This is a genomic window from Corynebacterium callunae DSM 20147 (assembly GCF_000344785.1).
Lineage (GTDB): Bacteria > Actinomycetota > Actinomycetes > Mycobacteriales > Mycobacteriaceae > Corynebacterium > Corynebacterium callunae.
In genome coordinates this window covers 2546205-2569169 of sequence record NC_020506.1, presented here as the reverse complement: position 1 = coordinate 2569169, position 22965 = coordinate 2546205, and the positions used below count along the sequence as shown (strand labels likewise).

The following is a 22965-nucleotide window of genomic DNA, read 5'->3' as shown; positions in this document are numbered from 1 at the left end:
GCAGCATAAGCGGCGCTTGCAAATAATTTCCGCTAATTAAATTCATGGATTCTAGAAGGAGTAGACAGTCCGGTCTATTTTATTCATTGTGGTTATTACCCAGTTTATGCAGGTAAAATGCCGAAAGTTGATTTTCCTTAAATCTGCGAACGGGAGGGTGTGAATCTAAATGTTGTTGTAGACAGAGCGGTACGTCTAAGTTCTTCCGTAGATTAAACATAAAGATTTACAAAGATTCATCACGTTTTAAGCCCCAAGCTTTGAGGAGCGTCATCCACCCATGGCATCACCTACAACATCTGAGCAGTCAGCAGAGGATAAGGCAGCAGCCCCTGCTACCTCTGCAACTGCAGAGCGTCCAGCTCGTCAACCACGCAAGCCCAAGCCAGAGGGTCAGTGGAAAATTGATGGCACCACCCCGCTGAACCACACCGAACAGGTAAAGCAAGACGAGCCTGCTTTTGCAGTTAAGCAGCGCGTTATTGATGTGTACTCCAAGCAGGGCTTTTCTTCCATTGATCCGGATGATATTGCCCCTCGCTTTAAGTGGTTGGGCATTTACACCCAGCGCAAGCAGGATCTGGGCGGTGAGCTCACCGGCCACGTCCCAGACGCTGAGTTGCAGGATGAATACTTCATGATGCGCGTGCGTTTTGATGGTGGCCTGGCGTCTCCAGAAAAGCTGCGTGCCGTCGGCGAGATTTCTCGCGATTATGCACGTTCCACCGCGGACTTCACCGACCGTCAAAACATCCAGTTGCACTGGATTCGTATTGAAGATGTCCCCACCATCTGGGATAAGTTGGAGTCCGTTGGACTTACCACCCTCTTCGGATGCGGTGACGTCCCCCGCGTTATCCTCGGCTCACCCGTTGCAGGTGTTGCTGCTGAGGAGCTTATCGACGCAACCCCAGCTATCAAGGAAATCCACCAGCGTTATTTCAGCGACGATGAATTTACGAACCTACCTCGTAAATTTAAGACCGCTATTACTGGTAACTCTCGCCAGGATGTCACCCACGAAATCCAAGACATCGCCTTTGTGCCTTCTGTACACCCAGAACACGGCGTGGGTTTTGAATGCTTCGTTGGTGGCGGCCTTTCCACCAACCCAATGTTGGCCCAACCACTTGGTGCTTGGATTCCAATCGAAGAAGTTCCAGATGTATGGGCTGGTGTCGCCGGAATCTTCCGCGACTATGGCTTCCGTCGTCTGCGCAACCGTGCTCGCCTCAAGTTCTTGGTGGCACAGTGGGGAATTGAGAAGTTCCGTGAGGTACTAGAAACCGAGTACCTAGAGCGCAAACTCATCGACGGCCCAGAGATCACCACCAACCCTGGCTACCGCGATCACATTGGTATTCACCCACAAAAGGATGGCAAGTTCTACCTCGGTGTGAAGCCAACTGTGGGTCACACCTCTGGTGAGCAGCTAATTGCTATTGCCGATATCGCTGAAAAGCATGGCATTAGCCGTATCCGCACCACCGTGGAAAAGGAACTGATCTTCCTGGATATTGAGCGTGAAAAGCTCACCGAGGTGGCTCGTGATCTGGATGAAGTTGGACTATATTCCACTCCCTCGGAATTCCGTCGCGGCATCATTTCTTGCACCGGCTTGGAGTTCTGCAAGTTGGCACACACCACCACCAAGGCACGCGCAATCCAGCTAGTGGATGAGTTGGAAGAGCGTATTGGTGATCTGGATGTACCAATCAAGATTGCGCTTAATGGCTGCCCCAACTCCTGTGCTCGTACACAGGTTGCAGACATTGGATTTAAGGGACAGATCGTTACCGATTCCGAGGGCAACCGCGTAGAAGGTTTCCAGGTTCACCTGGGCGGCTCCATGAACATTGATCCAAACTTTGGTCGCAAGCTTAAGGGCCACAAGGTTGTTGCTGATGAAGTAGGCGATTACGTCACCCGCGTTGTCACCAAGTTCAAGGAACAGCGTGGTGAAGAAGAGCAATTCCGCGATTGGGTACAGCGCGCCACGGATGAGGATTTGAGTTGAGTCTGCGTCGCAAACCCAACCCGAACCGCAATCACCCGCTCTACTGCCCCTATTGCGCCGGAGAAACTCTTTTTCCCAATGAGGAAACAGAATTTGCCTGGTTCTGCACAGACTGCACCCGGATCTTCGAAGTGAAGTACTACGGCCAAGATGATCCAGAGCAGCGCCCAGCACCAGCAAAATCAACTTCAGAAGCACTTAAAGAATCACTGGCCAAACACGGCCACCTAATAAACGAAGGAGGCGACACTCCACAATGACTTTCCCATCTATCAACGGCATCAATGTTCTGAAGAACACTGGTCCTGTCAAAGACCCGGAGGTCTCCCCGGAGGGTCCCCGCACTACCGAGCCTTTGCCGGCCGACATCGCGGCCCGCAATGAAGAGCTCGTCGAAAAGCACGCTGAAAAGCTCTATAACGCCAGCGCACAAACCATTTTGGAATGGGCGGCCGAGCACGCACCCGGCAAAATTGCAGTGACCTTGAGCATGGAGAACACTGTGCTCGCGGAATTGGCATCGCAGTTTTTGCCAGAATCCGATTTCCTCTTCCTGGATACTGGCTACCACTTCAAGGAAACCCTCGAGGTTGCCCGTGCCGTGGATCAGCGTTACCCACAGGAATTGGTAACCGCATTGCCGCTGCTCAGCCGCCCTGAGCAGGACTCCATTTATGGCAAGAACCTCTATTTGTCCAACCCGACCGCCTGCTGCCGGATGCGCAAGGTTGAGCCACTGGCTACTTCCTTGAGCCCTTATGCCGGTTGGATTACCGGACTGCGTCGCTCAGATGGACCAACTCGTGCACAGGCACCTGCCTTGAGCTTAGATGCCACTGGCCGTTTGAAAATCTCCCCGATTATCACCTGGTCTTTGGAAGAAACCAATGAGTTCATCAAAGCCAACAACCTTATCGATCACCCTTTGACCCATCAGGGTTACCCATCCATCGGATGCGAAACCTGCACCCTTCCGGTTGCAGAAGGACAAGACCCTAGGGCCGGCCGTTGGGCTGGAAACGCCAAGACAGAATGCGGACTTCACTCATCATGACCACATCACTAAACACCGAACTCTCCCCACACCTAAAAGACCTCGAAAACGAGTCCATCCACATCCTCCGCGAAGTGGCAGGCCAATTTGACAAGGTTGGACTGCTGTTCTCCGGCGGCAAGGACTCTGTGGTGGTTTATGAGCTAGCTCGTCGCGCTTTTGCACCTGCAACCGTGCCTTTTGAACTGCTGCACGTGGATACCGGCCACAACTTCCCAGAGGTTTTGGAATTTCGCGACAACCTAGTTGCTCGCACCGGAGCACGCCTGCGTGTTGCAAAGGTTCAGGACTGGATCGACCGCGGTGACCTGCAGGAACGCCCAGACGGCACCCGCAACCCACTGCAGACCGTACCTTTGGTAGAAACCATTGCTGAGCAAGGTTATGACGCCGTGCTTGGTGGTGCCCGCCGCGATGAAGAGCGTGCCCGTGCCAAGGAGCGTGTCTTCTCGGTGCGCGATTCCTTCGGTGGTTGGGATCCACGCCGTCAGCGTCCAGAGTTGTGGAACCTCTACAACGGTGGACACCTGCCAGGCGAAAACATCCGCGTTTTCCCCATCTCCAACTGGACCGAAGCTGATATCTGGGAGTACATCGGTGCTCGCAATATCGAATTGCCTCCAATTTACTTCTCCCACCAGCGCGAAGTTTTTGAGCGCGATGGCATGTGGCTCACCGCTGGCGAGTGGGGCGGCCCTAAGAAGGGCGAGGAGATTGTCACCAAGACCGTGCGTTACCGCACCGTAGGCGATATGTCCTGCACCGGTGCTGTGCTTTCCGAAGCTCGCACCATCGACGATGTGATCGAAGAGATCGCAACCTCTACCCTCACCGAGCGTGGCGCAACCCGCGCAGACGACCGACTCAGCGAATCCGCCATGGAAGACCGTAAGAAGGAAGGCTACTTCTGATGACTGCTGCAACACTTGATGGAGCTAATAAAAAAGCTTCAGCTAAAATCGCCGAGCGCGAAACCCTCCGTCTGTGCACCGCAGGCTCCGTCGATGATGGCAAGTCCACCTTCGTTGGTCGTTTGCTGCATGACACCAAATCAGTTTTGGCTGATCAGCTCGCCTCTGTAGAGCGCACCTCCGCAGACCGTGGTTTTGAAGGCCTAGACCTTTCCCTCCTGGTTGACGGCCTGCGTGCTGAGCGTGAGCAGGGCATCACCATCGACGTGGCATACCGCTACTTCGCCACCGACAAGCGCACCTTCATCCTGGCAGATACCCCAGGTCACGTGCAGTACACCCGTAACACCGTTACCGGCGTATCCACCTCCCAGGTGGTTGTACTACTCGTTGATGCACGTCACGGCGTTGTTGAGCAGACCCGCCGCCATCTCTCCGTGGCAGCGTTGCTGGGTGTACGCACCGTTATCTTGGCAGTGAACAAGATCGACCTGGTTGACTATGACGAAGCGAAATTCCGCGCCATTGAAAAGGACTTCAACTCCCTGGCAAAGGCACTGGACGTCACCGATTCTCACGTGGTTCCAATCTCTGCACTCAAAGGCGACAACGTTGCAGAGCCAAGCACCAACATGGATTGGTACACCGGACCTACCGTCTTGGACATCCTGGAAACTGTTGAGGTTTCCCGTGGACGTGCGCATGACCTGGGCTTCCGTTTCCCAATCCAGTACGTCATCCGTGAGCATGCCACCGATTACCGTGGTTATGCCGGCACCATCAATGCTGGTTCTGTCTCCGTAGGCGATACTGTCTACCTGCCAGAAGGCCGTACCACCGAGGTCACTCACATTGACTCTGCCGATGGCCCACTACAAACCGCTGCCGTTGGTGACGCTGTAGTACTGCGCCTGGCTCAGGAAATTGACCTGATCCGCGGCGAGCTGATCTCCGGTGCTGACCGCCCAGAATCCGTACGCTCCTTCAACGCCACCGTGGTTGGTCTTGCAGATCGCGACATCAAACCAGGTGCTGCTGTCAAGGTTCGTTATGGCACCCAGTTGGTACGCGGCCGTGTTGGCGCCATCGACCGTGTTATCGACATTGATGGCAAGAATGACAATGAAGCTCCTGCTTCCTACGGCCTCAACGACATCGCTCATGTGCGTATCGATGTAGCCGGCGAACTCGAAGTTGAAGATTATGCTGCTCGCGGCGCAATCGGCTCCTTCCTCCTTATCGATCAGTCCACTGGCGATACCCTCGCCGCTGGTCTTGTTGGCCACCGTCTCCGCAACAACTGGCAGATCTAGTAACTAGATCTAGCTCGGCATTTTGCCCAGTTAGGGGCGGAGGGCCCGAGGGCTGCTAGCAGCTTCTACGGCTGCTAGTGGCCAGCAAGGCCACCAAAATTAGGAAAAACCCATGATCCCCTTGATTACGCTTTCCCACGGTTCCCGCAAAGCATCCGCCGCCGCTGGCATTACTGCATTAACGCAGGAGACTGGCCGAATGCTGGGTGTGGATGCAGTGGAAGCACATCTTGATCTTTCCGAACCATCACTTGATGACGTGGTGCGGAAGCTCAGTGTGCAAGGCGTAACTAAGGCCGGATTAGTTCCACTGCTTTTTAGCAATGCTTTTCATGCCAAAGTAGATGTGCCAGCAGCAGTTAAAGATGCCCAAGAAAAATATGGCGTTGAACTGCTGGTTGGTCCACATTTGGGAACTGGTTCAGATGTTGCAGCCGTGTTGGGGGAGAAGCTTAAAGCAGATGCCCCAGCCGATGCTCATGTGATCTTGTACTCCGTGGGAAGCTCCCACATTTCAGCAAATGAAGCCGTTATTGAGCTGGGGGAGACCCTGAGCCGACTCCGCGGTCACAGCGTTGAAGTTGTTCCCGCTACTGGCGGCGCCGGTGCTGGTGGAGCTGGAGTTATTGAGGTAGCTGCAGCACATAAGGTGGTACACATTTTGCCACTTTTTGTCACCGAGGGTTTGTTGTTGGACCGCGTCCTTGATCAACTTCCCAATATTAGTGCCGCTACCGGCGCTGCACTTACTTTCTCCACTCCACTTAGCACTGCTCTTGCCCCTTTGGTAGCTGCCCGTTATCGCGCAGCTCTGGCCGAGCTGTTGGCAGCTTTCTAACCCTCTAGCGGGACCATGTATCAGAACCTTTTGAAGGATTAGGCCAATGCGGACTCTCATTTTTATCGCGATTGCAGGTATCGCAGCGCAGCTTGTCGACGGCGGTCTCGGCATGGGTTTTGGCGTCACCTCCACCACCATCATGATTATGCTGGCTGGACTTGGCCCAGCTCAGGCCTCTGCAGTTGTGCACACCGCCGAAGTTGGCACCACCTTGGTATCGGGCATTAGTCACTGGAAATTTGGCAATGTGGATTGGAAAGTGGTGCTGCGCCTCGGCGTTCCAGGTGCCATCGGTGCCTTCGCCGGCGCGACCTTTTTGTCCAATATTTCTACCGCAGCTGCTGCTCCAGTGACCTCCATGATCTTGGCGCTCATCGGCATCAACTTGGTGTGGCGTTTTAGTAAAGGTCGGGTGCGACGCAGTTTTAATGAGCGCCCGCATAGTCGCGGATTTTTAGGAATCTTAGGCCTGCTAGGTGGTTTTATTGATGCTTCCGGTGGCGGTGGCTGGGGTCCAGTGACTACCTCAACGTTGTTGTCACTGGGTCGTACCGAACCTCGCAAGGTGGTCGGCACAGTTAATACCGCGGAATTTTTGGTTTCGCTGGCTGCCACCCTTGGCTTTGTGGTGGGGCTGTGGGAAGACCTTGTGGCCAACTTCGCCGCGGTTATTGCACTGCTCATCGGTGGTGCGGTTGCAGCGCCAATTGGTGCGTGGATGATTTCTCGGGTGAATGCCACGGTCTTGGGCGGTTTTGTCGGCACTTTGATTGTGGCCCTCAACTTGCCAAAGGCGCTTGCCGCCATAGGAGTCGAATTCCCCACCGGCGTGCTGCCAGCCATCATCATGGTGCTCGGACTTGGCTTGACATATCTCGGCTTCCGCCGCTACCGCGCGCATCTGGCGGAGGATGTGCAGACCCCGGTCCCGCAACCGGAAATCGTCAAAGCCCCTTAGAGCTTTCCCCGCAAGGTTCAACCTTGCGGGGATTAGTGTTTTTAGGGCGCTTTTCGACGCAAAAACGCAGCAAAGAATTTTTAGGCAATATGTTCTATTATTTCTTTTTTGAATTACCTTTTAAGTCTATAGTCGTTTGGATAAGAAACGTTAGCTATTTGCCAGTTTTATTTAATGAAACTTTAGGTTAATTTAAAATGAAACCCAGTTGAGTGTGTTTACCTACTGACGATTTGGAAAAACTTGATATTGATTCCTCTTAGGTTTTCTTGCCGATTTTGGTGTTCACTAGGGGAAATCATTTTAAGTAAGTAATCTAGAACACTTCCTGGGGGTGAGGTTTTGGGGGTGGAGGCAGTGTTAATTTTTTAAGAGTTTCTTATGTGCCAATTGGCTAAATGTTATTTTCTTTATATTTTTTATTAGAATAAGCTGGGCTTTTGCTTATAAATTCCATTACTTAATATTTAATAGCCTTTCGGGTTGAAGTTTTAATAGAACTAACGTTCTATCCATTTTTGGAACCTATCTGGTTAATGTGCGGTTTGGCTCTCAATTACCAAATCGTGCACCTTCCATTTCGGGGAGTGGCCCTTAAAAACCATGGAGGACCCGTTGAAAATCAAGAATTCGGCTTCAGCACTTAACCGCAGCATGAGAATTGGCATTGCAACCATCACCAGCACCGCATTGCTGGGTGGTGTTTTGGTGGCAGTACCTGCCCATCCTTTGCTCTCAATGACTGCAGTTGCCAATGCTCAAGAAGCTTCAGCCCCCTTCGCCACTGCAACGGGTCAGGTTATTGACCTCAAGCTCCTCGAAGATTCTGTTGATCCAGCCGTTAGCGCTGCTTTCTTAAATGTTCTGGAAGCAATTCGCGCCGAGGCTCAATTCCCTGGTGATACCGCAGATAGCGCCGATATTGACCTCACCGCCCTCGAGGGTATTGACACCATTGTTAGTGGTATTAAGATTCCACTAACTGACATCCTCAGCATTGACAGTAATGCAGGTGTACTTGGCGCAAATGCCAGCACTCCAGCTGGAAACAAGGCTTCCGGTGCTGCTGGTGTGGTTAATGAAGATGGCTCCATTGATCTTGGTGCACACCAGGATGGTTCCGCAGTGGATACCACTTTGGATCTCAGTAATATCCTGGGTAGTGCAGATGTGATCTCTGAAGACGTTATTAGTGCACTTTCCCTGCGTATCGGTGCAGCCAGCGCCTCCGCTTCCCGCACTGGCGATCAGGTCACTTCTGAATATGCACTTTCCAACGTTGACCTTCAGGTCAAGAGCCCGCTAGTAGCGGACGTTACCGAACTCCTCATCGGTGAAGAAAACGGTTTGGGTGTCTCCATTGATACCGCTGTAACTCAGGTGGCTGGTGATGACAGCTTGCTCAACCCCCTGACCGGGTTACTTGGTGGAGTGTTTGATGTTCTCAACGTTTTGGGCGTTATTGACGTCGAAGAGCCAACCTTGGCCTTGGACTCCAATATTCAAGAAGCTTTGGTTCCACTCGTGGGCGGAACCCTGCAAGGTAATGCCGTGTCCATTGACCTTTCCACTGGCACTGTAAACGTCAACCTCGAAGCTCTGGGTGGAACCTCCGCTGTCGATCCCAACACTGATCTGCTTACCGATGTAGCAGTGCAGCAGATTGAGGGTGAAATTCAAACTCTGCTCAACCAGCTGTTGACTGATGTCCGTGCTGCTGTTGATGAAGGCCTGCTGGAAACTCATGTAACCCTTGGTCTTGGTGCGAAGGTCCTGGGCGTAGATTTGGCACAGGTTGATATCGACGGAACTCTTAACCAGCTCCTCGATGGTGATGCAACCACTGTAAGTGTAGAGGCTTTCGGCCGAAACGCTAGCTTGGTAACCAATGCAGTACTTGCCCTGCTGGGAACTGTGGGAACCACCTTGGAGACCGCCCTGAATAAGGTTGTTGATCCACTGATTAACAACACTCTTGATGAGGGTGTTAGCGGCATTATTGCACCTTTGGTACAGGGTTTGACCGGCGTCTTGGGTGATCCTGGCATTCTTCGCATCACCTTGAATGATCAGCCAAACCCACAGGTGGGCGCAGTAAACACCATTCCTGCTCGTCCAAACTCCAAGACTGGAGCTATCACTACTCCAGCTGATGCATTTACTGTTTCAGCAATTCGAGTCAACGTGCTTAATGGTCTTGTGGATCTGCCAATCTCCCGCGTTACCGTTGATGCTGACAAGGATTGGGCTCCTGTCGGTGGCATTGCCATCGACGCAATCGATGACCAAACCATCACTATCGGTGACGCAATCGACAACGTTATTCCGGTAAGTGCCCCTGAGGGATCCGAAGTGACAGTGGATGGTCTGCCTGATGGCGTGACCTATGAAGATGGCGAAATTTCAGGAACTCCAACCGAAGTTGGTGAATATGAAGTCACTGTTACCGCAACCAACGGAAACAATTCTGTGACTGAGACTTTCATCATCACCGTCCTCGATATTGATGGTGGTACCGGTAATAACGGAAGTGCAAACGGATCCACTGACTTCCTGCAGCAGTGTCTAAGTTCCCCAGCAGCCGGCATTGCGGCGCTGCTGATCGCATTGGGTGCTCTTGGCCAGGTCGCAGGCCCAGCCTTGGAGCCAATCGCACGTTCCATCAATGTGGAGATCGAGCGTCAAACTCGCCACATTATTGATACTGCGGGTATCCGTCAGCCAAACCAGCCTGAGTGGCTGCAAAGTATTAACCGTTCACTTGCCGATGCTGCAAATAATGTGAATCCTAATCTTGCGTCCCAGGGGCTCTACGCTGCCGGTGCTTTGGCCCTGATTTCCATTCCTGTGCTCTGTGGCATGGGTGGATCTAGCTCAAGCTCCAGCTAAAGTTTTTCCCTTAATTCCGACCCCTTAACTGGTTTCATCCAGTAAGGGGTCGGTTTTTTATGTCTTTGACCTGCAAAAATAAAGTAAATGCAAAAAATTTGATGACTTGCGAAGGTTTAGTCGTTATAGTGTCCAGTAGCCATTAAATTATGGTGCACATCACAAAAGGCAATCAGTTGTAGTGTGGGACACGTTAAAGTGGTTTCCCTAAGCTAAGCCTGCCAACTCGAGGTTTGACCGCTAAGCCAAACTATAAGGAGTGAGATCGCATGACCACTGCTCTACCCGAGGAATTTACCGCTGCTGTTGTGGAGAAGTTTGGCCACGAAGTTGCGATCAAAGATATTGATATGCCAAAGCCGGGTCCTTTCCAGGCCTTGGTGAAAGTTTTTACATCCGGCATCTGTCACACCGACCTCCACGCTCTTGAAGGCGACTGGCCAGTGAAGCCTGAGCCTCCTTTTGTTCCTGGACATGAAGGCATCGGTGAAGTAATTGAGCTAGGCCCTGGTGACCATGATGTAAAGGTTGGCGATATCGTCGGCAATGCATGGCTTTGGTCTGCATGTGGAACCTGTGAGTACTGCATCACCGGCCGTGAGACTCAGTGTAACTTGGCTGAATATGGCGGATATACCCAAAATGGCTCCTTCGGCCAGTACATGTTGGTTGATACCCGTTATGCTGCTCGCATTCCAGATGGCGTGGATTATCTAGAGGCTGCGCCAATTCTGTGCGCTGGTGTCACTGTATATAAGGGCCTTAAAGTTTCTGAGACTCGTCCGGGTCAATTCATGGTTATCTCCGGCGTTGGCGGACTAGGCCATATTGCAGTGCAGTACGCAGTTGCCATGGGTATGCGCGTTATTGCCGTCGACGTTGCTGAGGATAAGCTCGCTCTCGCTCGCAAGCACGGTGCGGAATTTACCGTAAATGCGCGTGAAGAAGATCCAGGTGCGGCTGTGCAGAAGTACACCAATGGTGGCTCTCATGGCATCTTGGTGACCGCAGTGCACGAGGCAGCTTTTGGTCAGGCGCTAGATATGGCTCGCCGTGATGGCACCATTGTCTTTAATGGTCTGCCACCAGGAGAGTTCCCTGCATCTATCTTTAACATCGTGTTCAAGAGCCTAACCATCCGTGGTTCCTTGGTGGGTACCCGTCAGGACCTGGCTGAGGCTTTGGACTTCTTTGCACGTGGACTTATCAAGCCAACCGTGTCCTCGTGTGAACTTGGCGAGGTCAACGAGGTTCTGGAGCGTATGCGCCAGGGTAAGATTGATGGCCGAGTAGCAATCAAGTACTAAAAGTTTCCACAACCGTAAAAGCCTTTGTTTTTCCCCTTGGGAGTGGGGAGAAACAAAGGCTTTTTCATGTGGAGGTGAGCGTCGAAAAGCTTATTTAACTGACTCCGTTGCCGTCCGACGACGACCGATACTGCTGAAACGCTTGCGGATGGCAGCGAGAGCTTCCTGGCTATTCATGCCACCTGGAGCACCCTTAGCGGTGGCCTCTTCAATATCTTCAATGGAAATTTCGCCTGCGCGCAACGCGACCATCTCGGAGTGGTAGCGGATCCACACTGCAATGGTTGCCGCAACTGGTACGGCAAGGAAAGCGCCGACGATATTAAAGAGTGTGGAACCAACGGTCACGGAAAGCAGAACAACGGCTGCGTGTAGGTTCATGGCCTTAGACTGCAGCATTGGGGAGAGGATGTTGCCCTCAATCTGCTGCACCACGATGATAAGCAGCAGCACCAAAAGGGCATTGGTCAAACCATTGGTGACCAGGGCGATAACCACAGCCAATGCGCCGGCAGAGAACGCACCAACAATGGGAATAAAGCCAGCGAAGAAGGTGATTACTGCCAGTGCGAGTGCCATTGGAACCCCAAGGAGTACCAAGCCAAGGCCGATGAAAATGGCGTCAACCAGGGAAACCATGGCCTGTGCACGAATAAATCCTGCCAAGGTGTTCCAGGTGCGGGTAAGAACCTCGGTGAGGTGCCAGCCTGCATTTTCGCCGGTGAAGCTGCGCATCCAAGGTAGGAAGCGGGGGCCATCCTTGAGGAAGAAGAAGGTCAGTACCAACATGATGGCGAAGGTAACAACAAGCGATGATGCGGTGGAAAGTCCAGAGAACACGCCAGAAGCAATAGTGGAGGACTGGGACTGCAGCATTGAGGTGAACTCATTGATAGTGTTCTCAAATTGCGACATATCAAGATTGAGCGGTGGGCCCTGCACCCAATCGTTAAGGCTTTTCAGGCCAATGGTTGCCTGATCAATAACTTCGCGAGTCTGAGCTGTCACGCTTGGAGCGATGGAGGCAAAAATGCCACCGATGATGGCAAAGAAGCCAATAATAGTTATCAATACTGCAAGAGCTGCGGGAACCTTATGGTTGCGCAGCCATTTAACTGGTGGCCACAGCACGGTGCAAACCAAAAGTGCAAGTAAGACTGGCAGTAGGCCAACCCAGATGAAGCCCAGCATCTTGAGGGCAATAAAGCCGGCGATGACCAGAACGATAAAACGCAAAGCCCAGCCGGAAAGCCAACGGCCATCCTTGCCGAGGATGACAGCGCGGTCAGTCACCGGCTCCGGGCCGATTGCGCCTGGTCCAACTAGATTTTCTGTTTGCCCGGTTGATTCAGCATTAAAAGTAGTGGTGGATTTTCCGGCAGTGCCTGCGGCATTTAGTCCCGGTTCCGTATTTCCTTCAACAGCATCCAAGATGGTGTCAGGAAGGTCTTTGAGCGGGGTATAGCCAGAAACTGCTTCTTTGTTGGGGTTCTTCTCAGATTCAGTGCTCACAAAAATCACTATGCCATAGCCATGGGACATAAGTAGTCGTCCTTTTGGAGGGGACTGTATTAATCCACATATTTTTAGTGAATTGGGTGCTTTAGGGAGTAAAAAATATCAGGGTGAACCCCCATCTTTCCCCTAGTTGAAGGCTTTTGACCTGGGGAAATAAAGAAAGTTGAGCGAAGTGGGAACAACTTTGTAGAATTGTCCGTTGTAAGAGATGTAAGCTTGAGTCAGGCAGGCTCAATAAGAGCTTTTTGTACTGGGTTTAAAAACTTAGTGCGGAAGCACCAAAGCTCAAGCCGTGGACAATACAAAATCACCTAAAACAGGAGGCACCAAAATGGGACGTGCAGTAGGAATCGACCTGGGAACCACCAACTCTGTGGTTTCCGTACTTGAAGGCGGCGAGCCAGTAGTTATCGCTAACTCTGAAGGCTCCCGCACCACCCCTTCCGTGGTTGCATTTGCAAAGAACGGTGAGGTTCTGGTTGGCCAGTCCGCTAAGAACCAGGCAGTTACCAACGTTGATCGCACCATCCGCTCCGTCAAGCGCCACATCGGCACCGACTGGACCGTAGCGATTGATGACAAGAATTACACCGCACAGGAGATCTCCGCTCGTATCCTGATGAAGCTGAAGCGCGACGCTGAGGCTTACCTGGGCGAAGAGGTCACCGATGCAGTTATTACTGTTCCTGCATACTTCGAGGACTCCCAGCGTCAGGCAACGAAGGAAGCTGGCCAGATCGCAGGCCTAAACGTGCTGCGTATTGTTAACGAGCCAACCGCTGCAGCGCTTGCATACGGCCTGGAAAAGGGCGAGCAAGAGCAGACCATTCTGGTATTCGACCTCGGTGGCGGTACCTTCGACGTCTCCCTGCTGGAAATCGGCGATGGCGTTGTTGAGGTTCGCGCAACCTCCGGCGACAACGAGCTTGGTGGCGATGACTGGGATCAGCGCATCGTTAACTGGTTGGTAGAGAAGTTCCAGTCCGCTAATGGCATCGACCTGACCAAGGACAAGATGGCCCTGCAGCGTCTGCGTGAGGCTGCTGAGAAGGCAAAGATTGAACTTTCCTCTTCCCAGAACGCCAACATCAACCTTCCTTACATCACCGTTGATGCTGACAAGAACCCACTGTTCTTGGATGAGAACCTCTCCCGTGCAGAATTCCAGCGCATCACCCAGGATCTGCTTGACCGCACCAAGAATCCTTTCAACCAGGTTATTAAGGATGCAGGCATCTCCGTTTCTGAGATCGACCACGTTGTGCTTGTTGGTGGTTCCACCCGTATGCCAGCGGTGACCGATCTGGTCAAGGAGCTCACCGGTGGCCGCGAGCCTAACAAGGGTGTTAACCCTGACGAGGTCGTAGCAGTCGGCGCCGCCCTTCAGGCCGGCGTGCTGCGCGGCGAGGTTAAGGACGTTTTGCTTCTCGACGTCACCCCGCTGTCCCTGGGTATCGAAACCAAGGGTGGCGTTATGACCAAGCTCATCGAGCGCAACACCACCATCCCAACCAAGCGTTCCGAGACCTTCACCACCGCAGAAGACAACCAGCCTTCTGTACAGATCCAGGTCTTCCAGGGTGAGCGCGAAATCGCATCTGCAAACAAGCTGCTCGGATCCTTCGAGCTTGGCGGTATTGCACCTGCACCACGTGGCGTTCCTCAGATCGAGGTCACCTTCGACATTGACGCAAACGGCATCGTTCACGTCACTGCGAAAGACAAGGGCACCGGCAAGGAAAACACCATCACCATCCAGGACGGCTCCGGTCTTTCCCAGGAAGAGATCGATCGCATGATCAAGGATGCGGAAGCTCACGCTGATGAGGACAAGAAGCGTCGCGAAGAGCAGGAAGTTCGCAACAACGCTGAGTCCCTGGTTTACCAGACCCGCAAGTTTGTCGAAGAGAACTCCGAGAAGGTTTCCGAAGATCTCAAGACTAAGGTTGAGGCAGCTGCCGCAGGCGTTGAGGAAGCACTCAAGGGTGATGACCTCGAGTCCATCAAGACTGCAGTAGAAAAGCTCAACATCGAATCCCAGGAAATGGGTAAGGCTATCTACGAGGCTGACGCTGCTGCTGGCGCAACCCAAGCAGATGCAGCTGCAGCTGATGACGATGTTGTGGACGCTGAGGTCGTGGAAGATGACGCAGCTGACAACGGTGAGGACAAGAAGTAATGACAACCCCTAACGGAATGCCCGATAACCCCGGCGATCCTGAAAACACCGATCCAGAGGCTACCTCCGCGGATCGCGCCGAGCGTGCAGCTGAGGAATCAGCTGCCCGTCAGGCAGAGGATCCTGAGGCTGGACAACCGGCAGAGGATGCAGCTGATATTGATCCAGAGCTCGAGGCAGAAATCAACGAAGCACTCGCTGATATTGAAGCTGAGGGGGCGGCAACTGAAGTAGAAAGCCAGCTGGCAGAACGTACTGAAGATTTGCAGCGCGTGACCGCCGAATACGCTAACTACCGTCGTCGCACCGAGCGTGAACGCCAAGGCATTGTTGACAATGCCAAGGCTGGAATGGTGTCACAGCTACTCCCACTGCTTGATGATCTAGATCTTGCTGCACAGCATGGCGACTTGCAGGAAGGACCTATGAAGGCCCTTTCCGACAAACTTTCCAGCATCCTCAGCGGACTTAAGGTGGAATCCTTCGGCGTTGTTGGCGAAGAATTCAATCCAGAGGTTCACGAGGCTGTCCAGGATCTCTCCCAGAGTGACACCAAGGTACTCGGCACGGTATTGCGTAAGGGATACCGCCTCGGTGACCGTGTCATCCGCACTGCAATGGTGATCATTGCAGATCCAGAGAACTAGTTCTCTAAAAAGATCGGGCGGAGAACATGATCTCCGCCCAGTCGTTTCGCCGTTGTCCACGGCCACACTTTGTACACCGGCGGGCATCCCTAAACGGGATTGTTCGCCGGTGGATGGACAACAAATAGTTAATAATGTAAAGACGATAATCCTTTAAGAAGTACAAATAACTACACAACAATCCCCATATTTAAGACGATGAGAGGAGGGGATGCCCAGTGAATAACAGCGAATGGGCAAATAAGAACTATTACGCAGACCTGGGGGTCTCCTCGTCCGCCACTGATGAAGAGATCAAGAAGGCATATCGCAAACTCGCCAGGGAAAACCATCCCGATAAAAACCCCGGTGATAAGGCCGCTGAAGATCGCTTCAAGAAGGCGGCCGAGGCCTACGATGTACTCGGCGATGATAAAAAGCGTAAAGAATATGACGAACTCAAGGCACTTCTAGCATCCGGTGGAATCCGTGGTGGATTCGGAAATGGAGGTGCGGGATTCCCCGGAGGGTTTCGCACGTCGACGAACGGATTCGACGCCTCCGACCTCTTCACAGGAGCCGGACAAGGTGGAGGATTTTCTGCGGACGGCGGTTTGGGCGATATCTTCGGTGGCATTTTCAACCGCGGCGCTGGTCCTCGCCAGTCAGCTCGGCCGACGCGGGGTGCGGATGTAGAAACCAATATCACTCTTGAATTTGTGGAGGCTGCAAAAGGCACGACCATCCCGGTGGAACTAACCGGTGATGCCCCGTGTAATACCTGTCATGGATCAGGTTCTAAATCTGGACACCCAACCCTGTGTGCAACCTGTAAAGGCACCGGTTTTACCTCCGAAAACAAGGGTGCGTTTGGATTCTCTGCACCTTGCACTATCTGTGGTGGCAGTGGCGAAGTAATCACCGATCCTTGTGATAACTGCCATGGCACCGGAACTGTCCGCAAATCTCGTTCTATCACCGTGCGTATTCCTGCAGGCGTGGAAGATGGCCAAAAGGTGCGCCTTGCAGGCCAAGGTGAAGCAGGCCCTAATGGCAAGCCAGCCGGCGATTTGTTTGTCAAAGTGCATGTGAAAAAAGATGATATTTTCACCCGCGAGGGCAACAATATCCTGGTTAGCGTGCCAGTAAGTTTCTCCGAACTTGCTCTTGGTGGTGCAATTTCTGTACCTACCTTGAATAAGCCAGTGAAGTTGAAGCTGCCCGCAGGTACCCCTAATGGGCGAACTCTAAGAGTACGTGGTCGTGGCATTGAAACCCGCAACAACACCGGTGACTTGATGGTGACAGTGCAGGTTGCAGTGCCAAAAGATCTTGATGAAAAAGCAACTGCGGCATTACAAGCCTATGCACAAGCAGAAACTGAATCAGGTTTTGACCCCCGCGCTAATTGGCCAGGTAAAAATGGCTAAAAACTGCTAGAAATTTCTAATAACAACGGCATAAAATCGCGTGAAAGGAGGTGACGGAGAGAAATGGCAACGAAGGAAAAAAATCAAGAAAATACAGCACATTTTGATCAAGTTGAATTCCAGAGTGAAGTTTTCGCCATTTCTGTCGCCGCGGAACTTGCCGGTATGCACGCGCAAACTTTAAGAACCTATGATCGCATGGGATTGGTTACTCCCACGCGAACTCGGGGAGGCGGGCGCCGCTACTCGCGCGAAGATGTGGAGTTGCTCCGCAAGATTCAATATCTCAGCCAAAAAGGCGTCAATCTCGCTGGTATCAAGGCGATTATTGAGCTCGGTGAAGAAAATCGAAATCTCAAAGAATCTTTGCGCAAAACCCAGGCTGAAAATGAGTTGCTCAAGACTCAAGTGCGTAATGGCAGGCCTCGTGGGGAACTCGTTCACGTTCCTTGTTCCACAGCTGTGGTGATGTGGGAACGTCGAAAAGGACGCTCCAATTAGGGTCTGATTAAAGACAGTCAAGTTTTAAAGGGTGTTATTTCTTTTAAGAGATAACACCCTATTTTTGTGTGCGGGGGTGATGATTTCCGCGCTTATGTTTGCTTTGAACAGCAAAAACAACTTTTCAGGGGGTATTTATTCGACCCCACTCTAGCCTCCTTAACTTTTGCCACCTATGGTTGCTGCTAAGAGTGCGAATGTGCTCACCATCACACAACTTGAACATATGTCACCTAGCACACATTGGAGTGTGTGGCTGACGGTTTGAAGGAGACCCAATGACTGTTTATGCAAATCCAGGAGCTGAAGGCTCGATCGTCAACTATGCGAAGCGCTATGACAACTACATCGGTGGCCAGTGGGTTCCACCAGTAGAGGGTCAATACCTGGAAAACATCACTCCAGTTACCGGCGAGGTTTTCTGTGAGGTGGCACGTGGTACCGCTGCTGATATTGAGCTAGCACTCGACGCTGCACATAAGGCAGCCGATGCATGGGGCAAGACCTCAGTTGCAGAGCGCGCTTTGATGCTACACCGCATCGCAGACCGCATGGAAGAGCACCTCGAGGAAATCGCAGTTGCTGAAACTTGGGAAAACGGTAAGGCAGTCCGTGAGACCCTGGCAGCTGATATCCCATTGGCTATTGATCACTTCCGTTATTTTGCGGGTGCGATCCGTGCACAAGAGGATCGTTCCTCCCAACTCGATCACAACAACGTTGCTTATCACTACAATGAGCCAATTGGTGTTGTTGCCCAGATTATTCCTTGGAACTTCCCAATCCTCATGGCTGCTTGGAAGCTGGCACCCGCACTTGCTGCCGGCAACTGCATCGTCATGAAGCCAGCTGAGCAGACCCCAGCTTCTCTGCTTTACGTGATCAACATTATTGGTGATCTCATCCCAGCTGGTGTTCTTAACATCGTCAACGGCCTTGGTGAAGAAGCCGGTACCGCGCTTTCAAGCTCCAATCGCATTGGCAAGATTGCATTCACCGGTTCCACTCAGGTTGGTAAGATCATCAACCGCGCTGCATCCGACAAGATCATTCCGGTAACCCTGGAGCTTGGCGGCAAGTCACCTTCTATCTTCTTTGAAGATGTCTTGGCCAAGGACGATGCCTATGCAAAGAAGGCTGCAGAAGGTTTTGCAATGTTCGCTCTTAACCAGGGTGAAGTTTGTACCTGTCCTTCCCGTGCTTTGGTACACGAGTCCATCGCAGATGAGTTCCTTGAGCTTGGTGTACAGCGAGTAAAGTCCATTAAGCTTGGTAATCCTTTGGACACCGAGACCATGATGGGTGCGCAGGCCTCCCAGGAGCAGATGGACAAGATCAGCTCTTACCTAAAGATTGGTCCAGAGGAAGGCGCAGAGACCCTCGCCGGTGGCCACATCAACAAGATCGAAGGCCTGGAAAACGGTTACTACATTGAGCCAACCGTCTTCCGTGGTAACAATGACATGCGAATCTTCCGCGAGGAAATCTTCGGACCAGTTCTTTCCGTTGCCACCTTCAAGGACTTTGATGAGGCAATCCGCATCGCCAACGACACCAACTATGGTCTTGGCGCAGGCGTCTGGAGCCGCGATCAGAACACCATTTACCGTGCAGGCCGCGCCATCCAGGCTGGTCGTGTGTGGGTAAACCAGTACCACAACTACCCAGCGCACTCCGCTTTCGGTGGTTACAAGGAGTCCGGTATCGGCCGTGAGAACCACCTCATGATGCTGAACCACTACCAGCAGACCAAGAACCTGCTTGTCTCCTATGATCCAAACCCAACCGGTTTGTTCTGATCCTTTAAGTAGGACTGAGACCGTCACCATTTATGGTGGCGGTTTCTTTGCGTTCCCAGCAACCACTTCGCGTAGTTGCTGCAAAAACTTTTCATCCTCCCAATAACCAGAATGATCAGCTTGAGAGGGCAAAACGGTAGCTCCAAAACTGGGGGAGGTGGGATCAATCCCATGAACGCCGTCGTATTGGGTGGCTGCAAAACCAATAGGATCGGTGCTACCGGTTATGGCATAAACTTCCTCCCCTAAATCAGAAGCATGGAAAACACCACTGCCAACACCAGGGCTACCAACCAAAACCACAGCGTCTTCTTCCAAAATACCTGCAGCTGCTCCGACCACGGTGGAGCCATAACTATAACCAAGCAGCACCTGGCGTTGCTGTGGGTTACGTGCCCGCAAAGCGGTTTGGAAGTCTTGTAATTTATTTGCGGCTGATGCAGCAGGTGCGCGCGCCAAACCATGCGCCAAAGTTGGGGGAGCGGAATAACCTAACCACATGATTGTCGCACCTCCAGTTGTGGCCTGAATAGTGCGGGCGCGCCCCAGATAAGCTGGCCATTGTTCCGGCTGGGAAGAACCAACACCTGCCACAATGGTGGTCACGGTAGCAGCATTATCAATACCTCCAAAGGCTGCCACCAAATTGCCATCACCTGCTTCTAATATTTGCATATCGGGATTGTCGTGGGCCAATTGTTGGATCTCTGGTGGGGAATAGAGCAAATGAAATTCATGAATCTCAGCAGCTGAAAGCCCCGCAAAAGAATCGAGATATTTTAGTGGTGGCGGGCTAATGGCAGTGCACAGCGCGGAGATCTCGCGGGCGCACATAAAGTCCAATAAATTTCCTAGATTGCCCAAGTAGCGCAGTAAAAAGCTGACTGCCTGCGATTGATCGCTAAAGTTCTCCAAATAGGAGACATACCTTTCTATTAAGCGCAGAGTATCGGCAGTATCTAAAAGGGTAGACGCCACTCGTTGCATCTGTTCGGCTACTGCAACGGTGGGCATATTAAAGGAGGAAAGTTGCTGAAAACCCACCCGGAAGGATGTGGCGTCGCTTAAAGATTCCAGCTCCAACCAGGACTTTTCCCGTGTGTCATAAGACTGCGATAACTCACCAGCTGCTTCAGAAAGCTCCACAGCAGCTTGTTCTAAGAACCTACTGCGCAGCGTCATGGCAAGGCTTCTAAAGAGGCACTTAAATCTTCATCGATACTTAATAGTCCAAAGCCTAGGCTGCGCATCTGGTGTAGGTGTTCTAAGAGCGAGCGGTTGACGTCGAAAAGCGTCGTGGCCCACTCGTGATCAGCGCTGCTAAGCGCGGTGTGGGTGTGGCTGGGTGGCGCTAAGAGATTTAGCCGGGGAATCGGGAAATCTTTAAGAAAGAGCAGTTCAGGGAGGTTTTTATGAAGGTACATAGTTGCTATCAAAGCCGGAAATGAATATTTGAGCAAGAATGCTTCCCGCGAACCTGTGCATAACTCTCCACCAAGCGCCTAGGCTGTGAATTATGCGTATTGCCCTGCTGCAAATTACAACAAATGCCGATAAGATGGCTAATTTTGAGCATCTTCGCCAGGCTGCCGAATATGCTGCGAAAAAAGGTGCTCGGGTGTTGGTTTTCCCGGAAGCTACCTCCCAAGCTTTTGGCACTGGCCGGCTTGATAAACAAGCTGAAAACCTCGATGGCGAATTTGCCACTGCAGTTCGGGAATTAGCATCTGAGCTGGGCGTTGTCATTGTTGCTGGAATGTTTGTGCCAGCTGACACGGTGGAAAAAGAGGGTAAAAAAATTGATCGCGTGCACAATACGGCACTGATTACCGGTGCTGGTTTACATCAGGGGTATCGCAAAATTCATACCTATGATGCCTTTGGATATCGGGAATCAGACACCGTTAAGCCTGGTGAGGAGCTTATGCTCTTTGAGGTTGATGGTGTGAGTTTCGGCGTGGCTATTTGTTATGACATCCGTTTCCCGGAGCAGTTTAAGCAGTTGGCGCGAGAAGGTGCACAAATTATTGTGGTGCCTACCTCTTGGCAAGATGGTCCGGGGAAGGTGGAGCAATGGCAGGTACTCAGCCGTGCTCGTGCCTTGGATTCCACCACCTGGATCGCTGCATGCGATCAGGCCCGTCCCCAGGAAGAGCGCAAAGGTCCAACCGGGGCTGGCCATTCCGTGGTGGTAGATCCCACTGGCAAAGTAGTGGCTGAGGCTGGTTATGAGGAGGAAACCCTCATTGTGGATATTGATCTCAGCGAGCTAGAAAAAGTCCGAAATAGTATTCCGGTACTTTAAAATCCCAAAATCTCAATCTGTCCAGCTGGAGTGCCACGGCGGATCATTGCTCTTTTAATATCGCGGGCCCACTGCTCAGGTCCGGCAATTAAAACATTACGATCCGCCCAGGCGCCCACATCAGTGACAATCTTGGCCATTGAGCCAACTTGCTGTAAGTGCAGGCCACGCGGTGGTTTGGAGGCCTCGGTGGACTGCACCCACCACTCGTCTTTTTCATGTGTGGTCACTGGAACCACCGATAACCAGGGGCTGGCGGCGGCAAAATTCCACATGCCCATTAAGTCATAAAGTTCACCGGGATAATCGGCGCCCACAAAAAAGTGCAAGCGCGGCGGAGTTGCCTGATTAAGCAGCTCAAACATATAAGCGCGCAGGGGTGCAAGACCGGTGCCATGGGCAATAAATAACAAATCATTGGGCTCGCACATCTTTACTTGCCCAAAATCGCCTTGGCCGGGGCCAATGATCCATCTATCCCCAGGGTGGGTGGTGGCCAACAACCTAGAAATATCATCCACATCGGATTGAATATGAAACTCCACCTGACCCCATTTATTTGCAGGAATGGAGGGGCAAAAATAGCGCCAGGTATTGGGCAAATAATCCGTACTCACCGGCACAAATTGGCCAGCTTGATAGGGAAGTGGCTGCTCAGCTTGTAAACGCACCACCGAAAACCTGCGGCTGCGCTTTTCCACCTCTACAACCTGGGCAGAAATAAAAGGCAGCACACCTTCATCCTCGGCTTTTTGGGCACTGGCAGACATCGCTAGCGCAGTGGCAGAAACTGCTCGTTCTGCAAAAAGTACCGTTTCAAAAGGTAAATCAGCGCATAAAATTCGCAGCTCAATTCGGATAGCCTCACCCAAAGCCAAAAGCGACTTCGGAGAAACTCCAAAACGGCGATAATCCACAGCCAGCTCTTTAAAATAATCAAGCGTTTCTTGCTCAACCTTGCCTTCTGGACCAGTGTCATCAAGCAAGGAGGTCAACAATTCAGCAAGGCTGACATGAGTTTGATCATCGGGGCTGGGCCATTGTCCGCGCGCGCCGGGCTCCAAAGAGAGCAACCGCTGCGCAATTGCATCAAGAAATGTGGAGGCATTGTCCTCAATGAGGTCAACGACAGCTTTAAGAGGTCGAGGTGTCACAAAAACCATTGTGCCCCCAACTCAGTAAAAAAGGTGGCGCGCACCTTGCGCGTGTCGGGGCGTTTTTAAAGCGCTTTTCGACGCCACCTCTGATGGTAATTTCTACTATGAAATCGGCACCATCGCGCAGGAGATTTTGAGCTCCAAAGCAGCGATGGTGCCG

General features: G+C 52.2%; 19 protein-coding genes. 15 read left to right on the top strand and 4 right to left on the bottom strand.

What is annotated here, in order from left to right:
• The first annotated feature begins 280 nt into the window (after positions 1 to 280).
• The 9 genes from H924_RS11955 to adhP all read left to right on the top strand — a co-directional run bounded on the left by H924_RS11955 (position 281) and on the right by adhP (position 11290).
• Positions 281 to 2017 carry a nitrite/sulfite reductase gene (locus H924_RS11955; protein ID WP_015652219.1) on the top strand — a complete coding sequence of 579 codons (1737 nt, stop codon included), beginning with the start codon at positions 281 to 283 and terminating at the stop codon, positions 2015 to 2017.
• Positions 2014 to 2277 carry a ParB N-terminal domain-containing protein gene (locus H924_RS11950; RefSeq protein ID WP_015652218.1) on the top strand — a complete coding sequence of 88 codons (264 nt, stop codon included), beginning with the start codon at positions 2014 to 2016 and terminating at the stop codon, positions 2275 to 2277. The genes H924_RS11955 and H924_RS11950 overlap by 4 nt, the downstream gene beginning before the upstream one ends.
• Complete coding sequence (locus H924_RS11945; RefSeq protein WP_015652217.1) at positions 2274 to 3071, top strand: phosphoadenylyl-sulfate reductase; 798 nt, start codon at positions 2274 to 2276, stop codon at positions 3069 to 3071. Before H924_RS11950 ends, H924_RS11945 begins: the two co-directional genes overlap by 4 nt.
• Complete coding sequence (gene cysD / locus H924_RS11940) at positions 3068 to 3982, top strand: sulfate adenylyltransferase subunit CysD (protein ID WP_015652216.1); 915 nt, start codon at positions 3068 to 3070, stop codon at positions 3980 to 3982. Before H924_RS11945 ends, cysD begins: the two co-directional genes overlap by 4 nt.
• On the top strand, positions 3982 to 5295 hold the full coding sequence (locus tag H924_RS11935; RefSeq protein ID WP_015652215.1) for a sulfate adenylyltransferase subunit 1: 1314 nt from the start codon (positions 3982 to 3984) through the stop codon (positions 5293 to 5295). The genes cysD and H924_RS11935 overlap by 1 nt, the downstream gene beginning before the upstream one ends.
• 112 nt (positions 5296 to 5407) lie before the next feature.
• Positions 5408 to 6133, top strand: coding sequence for a sirohydrochlorin chelatase (locus H924_RS11930; RefSeq protein WP_015652214.1), 726 nt, complete (start codon positions 5408 to 5410; stop codon positions 6131 to 6133).
• Between the two features lie 46 nt (positions 6134 to 6179).
• Positions 6180 to 7094: a sulfite exporter TauE/SafE family protein gene (locus tag H924_RS11925; protein ID WP_015652213.1), complete on the top strand. Its 915-nt coding sequence runs from the start codon at positions 6180 to 6182 to the stop codon at positions 7092 to 7094.
• A 615-nt stretch (positions 7095 to 7709) separates the two neighbouring features.
• The gene (locus H924_RS11920) at positions 7710 to 9983 is read left to right on the top strand and encodes a choice-of-anchor G family protein (RefSeq protein ID WP_029702994.1); all 2274 of its coding nucleotides are present in this window, start codon (positions 7710 to 7712) and stop codon (positions 9981 to 9983) included.
• 269 nt (positions 9984 to 10252) lie between these two features.
• Positions 10253 to 11290 (top strand): alcohol dehydrogenase AdhP, encoded by a 1038-nt coding sequence (gene adhP / locus H924_RS11915; RefSeq protein WP_015652211.1) that lies wholly within the window; start codon positions 10253 to 10255, stop codon positions 11288 to 11290.
• Positions 11291 to 11380: 90 nt separating this feature from the next.
• On the opposite strand, the gene H924_RS11910 is transcribed toward adhP, so the two are convergent.
• Complete coding sequence (locus H924_RS11910) at positions 11381 to 12832, bottom strand: AI-2E family transporter (protein ID WP_015652210.1); 1452 nt, start codon at positions 12830 to 12832, stop codon at positions 11381 to 11383.
• A gap of 307 nt (positions 12833 to 13139) precedes the next feature.
• On the opposite strand from H924_RS11910, the gene dnaK reads away from it, so the two are divergent.
• From dnaK to exaC, 5 genes are all read left to right on the top strand, one after another.
• The gene (gene dnaK / locus H924_RS11905; RefSeq protein WP_015652209.1) at positions 13140 to 14987 is read left to right on the top strand and encodes a molecular chaperone DnaK; all 1848 of its coding nucleotides are present in this window, start codon (positions 13140 to 13142) and stop codon (positions 14985 to 14987) included.
• Positions 14987 to 15634 (top strand): nucleotide exchange factor GrpE, encoded by a 648-nt coding sequence (gene grpE / locus H924_RS11900; RefSeq protein ID WP_015652208.1) that lies wholly within the window; start codon positions 14987 to 14989, stop codon positions 15632 to 15634. The genes dnaK and grpE overlap by 1 nt, the downstream gene beginning before the upstream one ends.
• Before the next feature lie 218 nt (positions 15635 to 15852).
• Positions 15853 to 17043 (top strand): molecular chaperone DnaJ, encoded by a 1191-nt coding sequence (gene dnaJ, locus H924_RS11895; protein WP_015652207.1) that lies wholly within the window; start codon positions 15853 to 15855, stop codon positions 17041 to 17043.
• Between the two features lie 63 nt (positions 17044 to 17106).
• Positions 17107 to 17544: a heat shock protein transcriptional repressor HspR gene (locus H924_RS11890; RefSeq protein WP_015652206.1), complete on the top strand. Its 438-nt coding sequence runs from the start codon at positions 17107 to 17109 to the stop codon at positions 17542 to 17544.
• Between the two features lie 278 nt (positions 17545 to 17822).
• Positions 17823 to 19343, top strand: coding sequence for an acetaldehyde dehydrogenase ExaC (gene exaC / locus H924_RS11885; protein WP_015652205.1), 1521 nt, complete (start codon positions 17823 to 17825; stop codon positions 19341 to 19343).
• A 30-nt stretch (positions 19344 to 19373) separates the two neighbouring features.
• On the opposite strand, the gene H924_RS11880 is transcribed toward exaC, so the two are convergent.
• Positions 19374 to 20525 (bottom strand): alpha/beta hydrolase, encoded by a 1152-nt coding sequence (locus tag H924_RS11880; protein WP_015652204.1) that lies wholly within the window; start codon positions 20523 to 20525, stop codon positions 19374 to 19376.
• Entirely contained in the window at positions 20522 to 20767 is a 246-nt protein-coding gene (locus H924_RS14255) for a hypothetical protein (protein ID WP_035107640.1), read from the bottom strand. The genes H924_RS11880 and H924_RS14255 overlap by 4 nt, the downstream gene beginning before the upstream one ends.
• A gap of 92 nt (positions 20768 to 20859) precedes the next feature.
• Between H924_RS14255 and H924_RS11875 the strand changes: the two genes are divergently transcribed.
• Positions 20860 to 21648, top strand: a complete 789-nt coding sequence (locus H924_RS11875) for a carbon-nitrogen hydrolase family protein (RefSeq protein WP_015652203.1) — start codon at positions 20860 to 20862, stop codon at positions 21646 to 21648.
• Here the strand turns inward: H924_RS11875 and H924_RS11870 are convergent.
• Positions 21645 to 22811, bottom strand: a complete 1167-nt coding sequence (locus tag H924_RS11870; protein WP_015652202.1) for a hypothetical protein — start codon at positions 22809 to 22811, stop codon at positions 21645 to 21647. The genes H924_RS11875 and H924_RS11870 overlap by 4 nt on opposite strands.
• Positions 22812 to 22965 lie beyond the last annotated feature (154 nt).

What these genes read in the sequence shown, in the direction of transcription:
- H924_RS11955 (WP_015652219.1), top strand. Translation starts at nt 281, where the DNA reads ATGGCATCACCTACAACATCTGAGCAGTCAGCAGAGGATAAGGCAGCA.
- H924_RS11945 (WP_015652217.1), top strand. Translation starts at nt 2,274, where the DNA reads ATGACTTTCCCATCTATCAACGGCATCAATGTTCTGAAGAACACTGGT.
- cysD (WP_015652216.1), top strand. Translation starts at nt 3,068, where the DNA reads ATGACCACATCACTAAACACCGAACTCTCCCCACACCTAAAAGACCTC.
- H924_RS11935 (WP_015652215.1), top strand. Translation starts at nt 3,982, where the DNA reads ATGACTGCTGCAACACTTGATGGAGCTAATAAAAAAGCTTCAGCTAAA.
- H924_RS11930 (WP_015652214.1), top strand. Translation starts at nt 5,408, where the DNA reads ATGATCCCCTTGATTACGCTTTCCCACGGTTCCCGCAAAGCATCCGCC.
- H924_RS11925 (WP_015652213.1), top strand. Translation starts at nt 6,180, where the DNA reads ATGCGGACTCTCATTTTTATCGCGATTGCAGGTATCGCAGCGCAGCTT.
- adhP (WP_015652211.1), top strand. Translation starts at nt 10,253, where the DNA reads ATGACCACTGCTCTACCCGAGGAATTTACCGCTGCTGTTGTGGAGAAG.
- H924_RS11910 (WP_015652210.1), bottom strand. Translation starts at nt 12,832, where the DNA reads ATGTCCCATGGCTATGGCATAGTGATTTTTGTGAGCACTGAATCTGAG.
- dnaK (WP_015652209.1), top strand. Translation starts at nt 13,140, where the DNA reads ATGGGACGTGCAGTAGGAATCGACCTGGGAACCACCAACTCTGTGGTT.
- grpE (WP_015652208.1), top strand. Translation starts at nt 14,987, where the DNA reads ATGACAACCCCTAACGGAATGCCCGATAACCCCGGCGATCCTGAAAAC.
- H924_RS11890 (WP_015652206.1), top strand. Translation starts at nt 17,107, where the DNA reads ATGGCAACGAAGGAAAAAAATCAAGAAAATACAGCACATTTTGATCAA.
- exaC (WP_015652205.1), top strand. Translation starts at nt 17,823, where the DNA reads ATGACTGTTTATGCAAATCCAGGAGCTGAAGGCTCGATCGTCAACTAT.
- H924_RS11880 (WP_015652204.1), bottom strand. Translation starts at nt 20,525, where the DNA reads ATGACGCTGCGCAGTAGGTTCTTAGAACAAGCTGCTGTGGAGCTTTCT.
- H924_RS14255 (WP_035107640.1), bottom strand. Translation starts at nt 20,767, where the DNA reads ATGTACCTTCATAAAAACCTCCCTGAACTGCTCTTTCTTAAAGATTTC.
- H924_RS11875 (WP_015652203.1), top strand. Translation starts at nt 20,860, where the DNA reads ATGCGTATTGCCCTGCTGCAAATTACAACAAATGCCGATAAGATGGCT.
- H924_RS11870 (WP_015652202.1), bottom strand. Translation starts at nt 22,811, where the DNA reads ATGGTTTTTGTGACACCTCGACCTCTTAAAGCTGTCGTTGACCTCATT.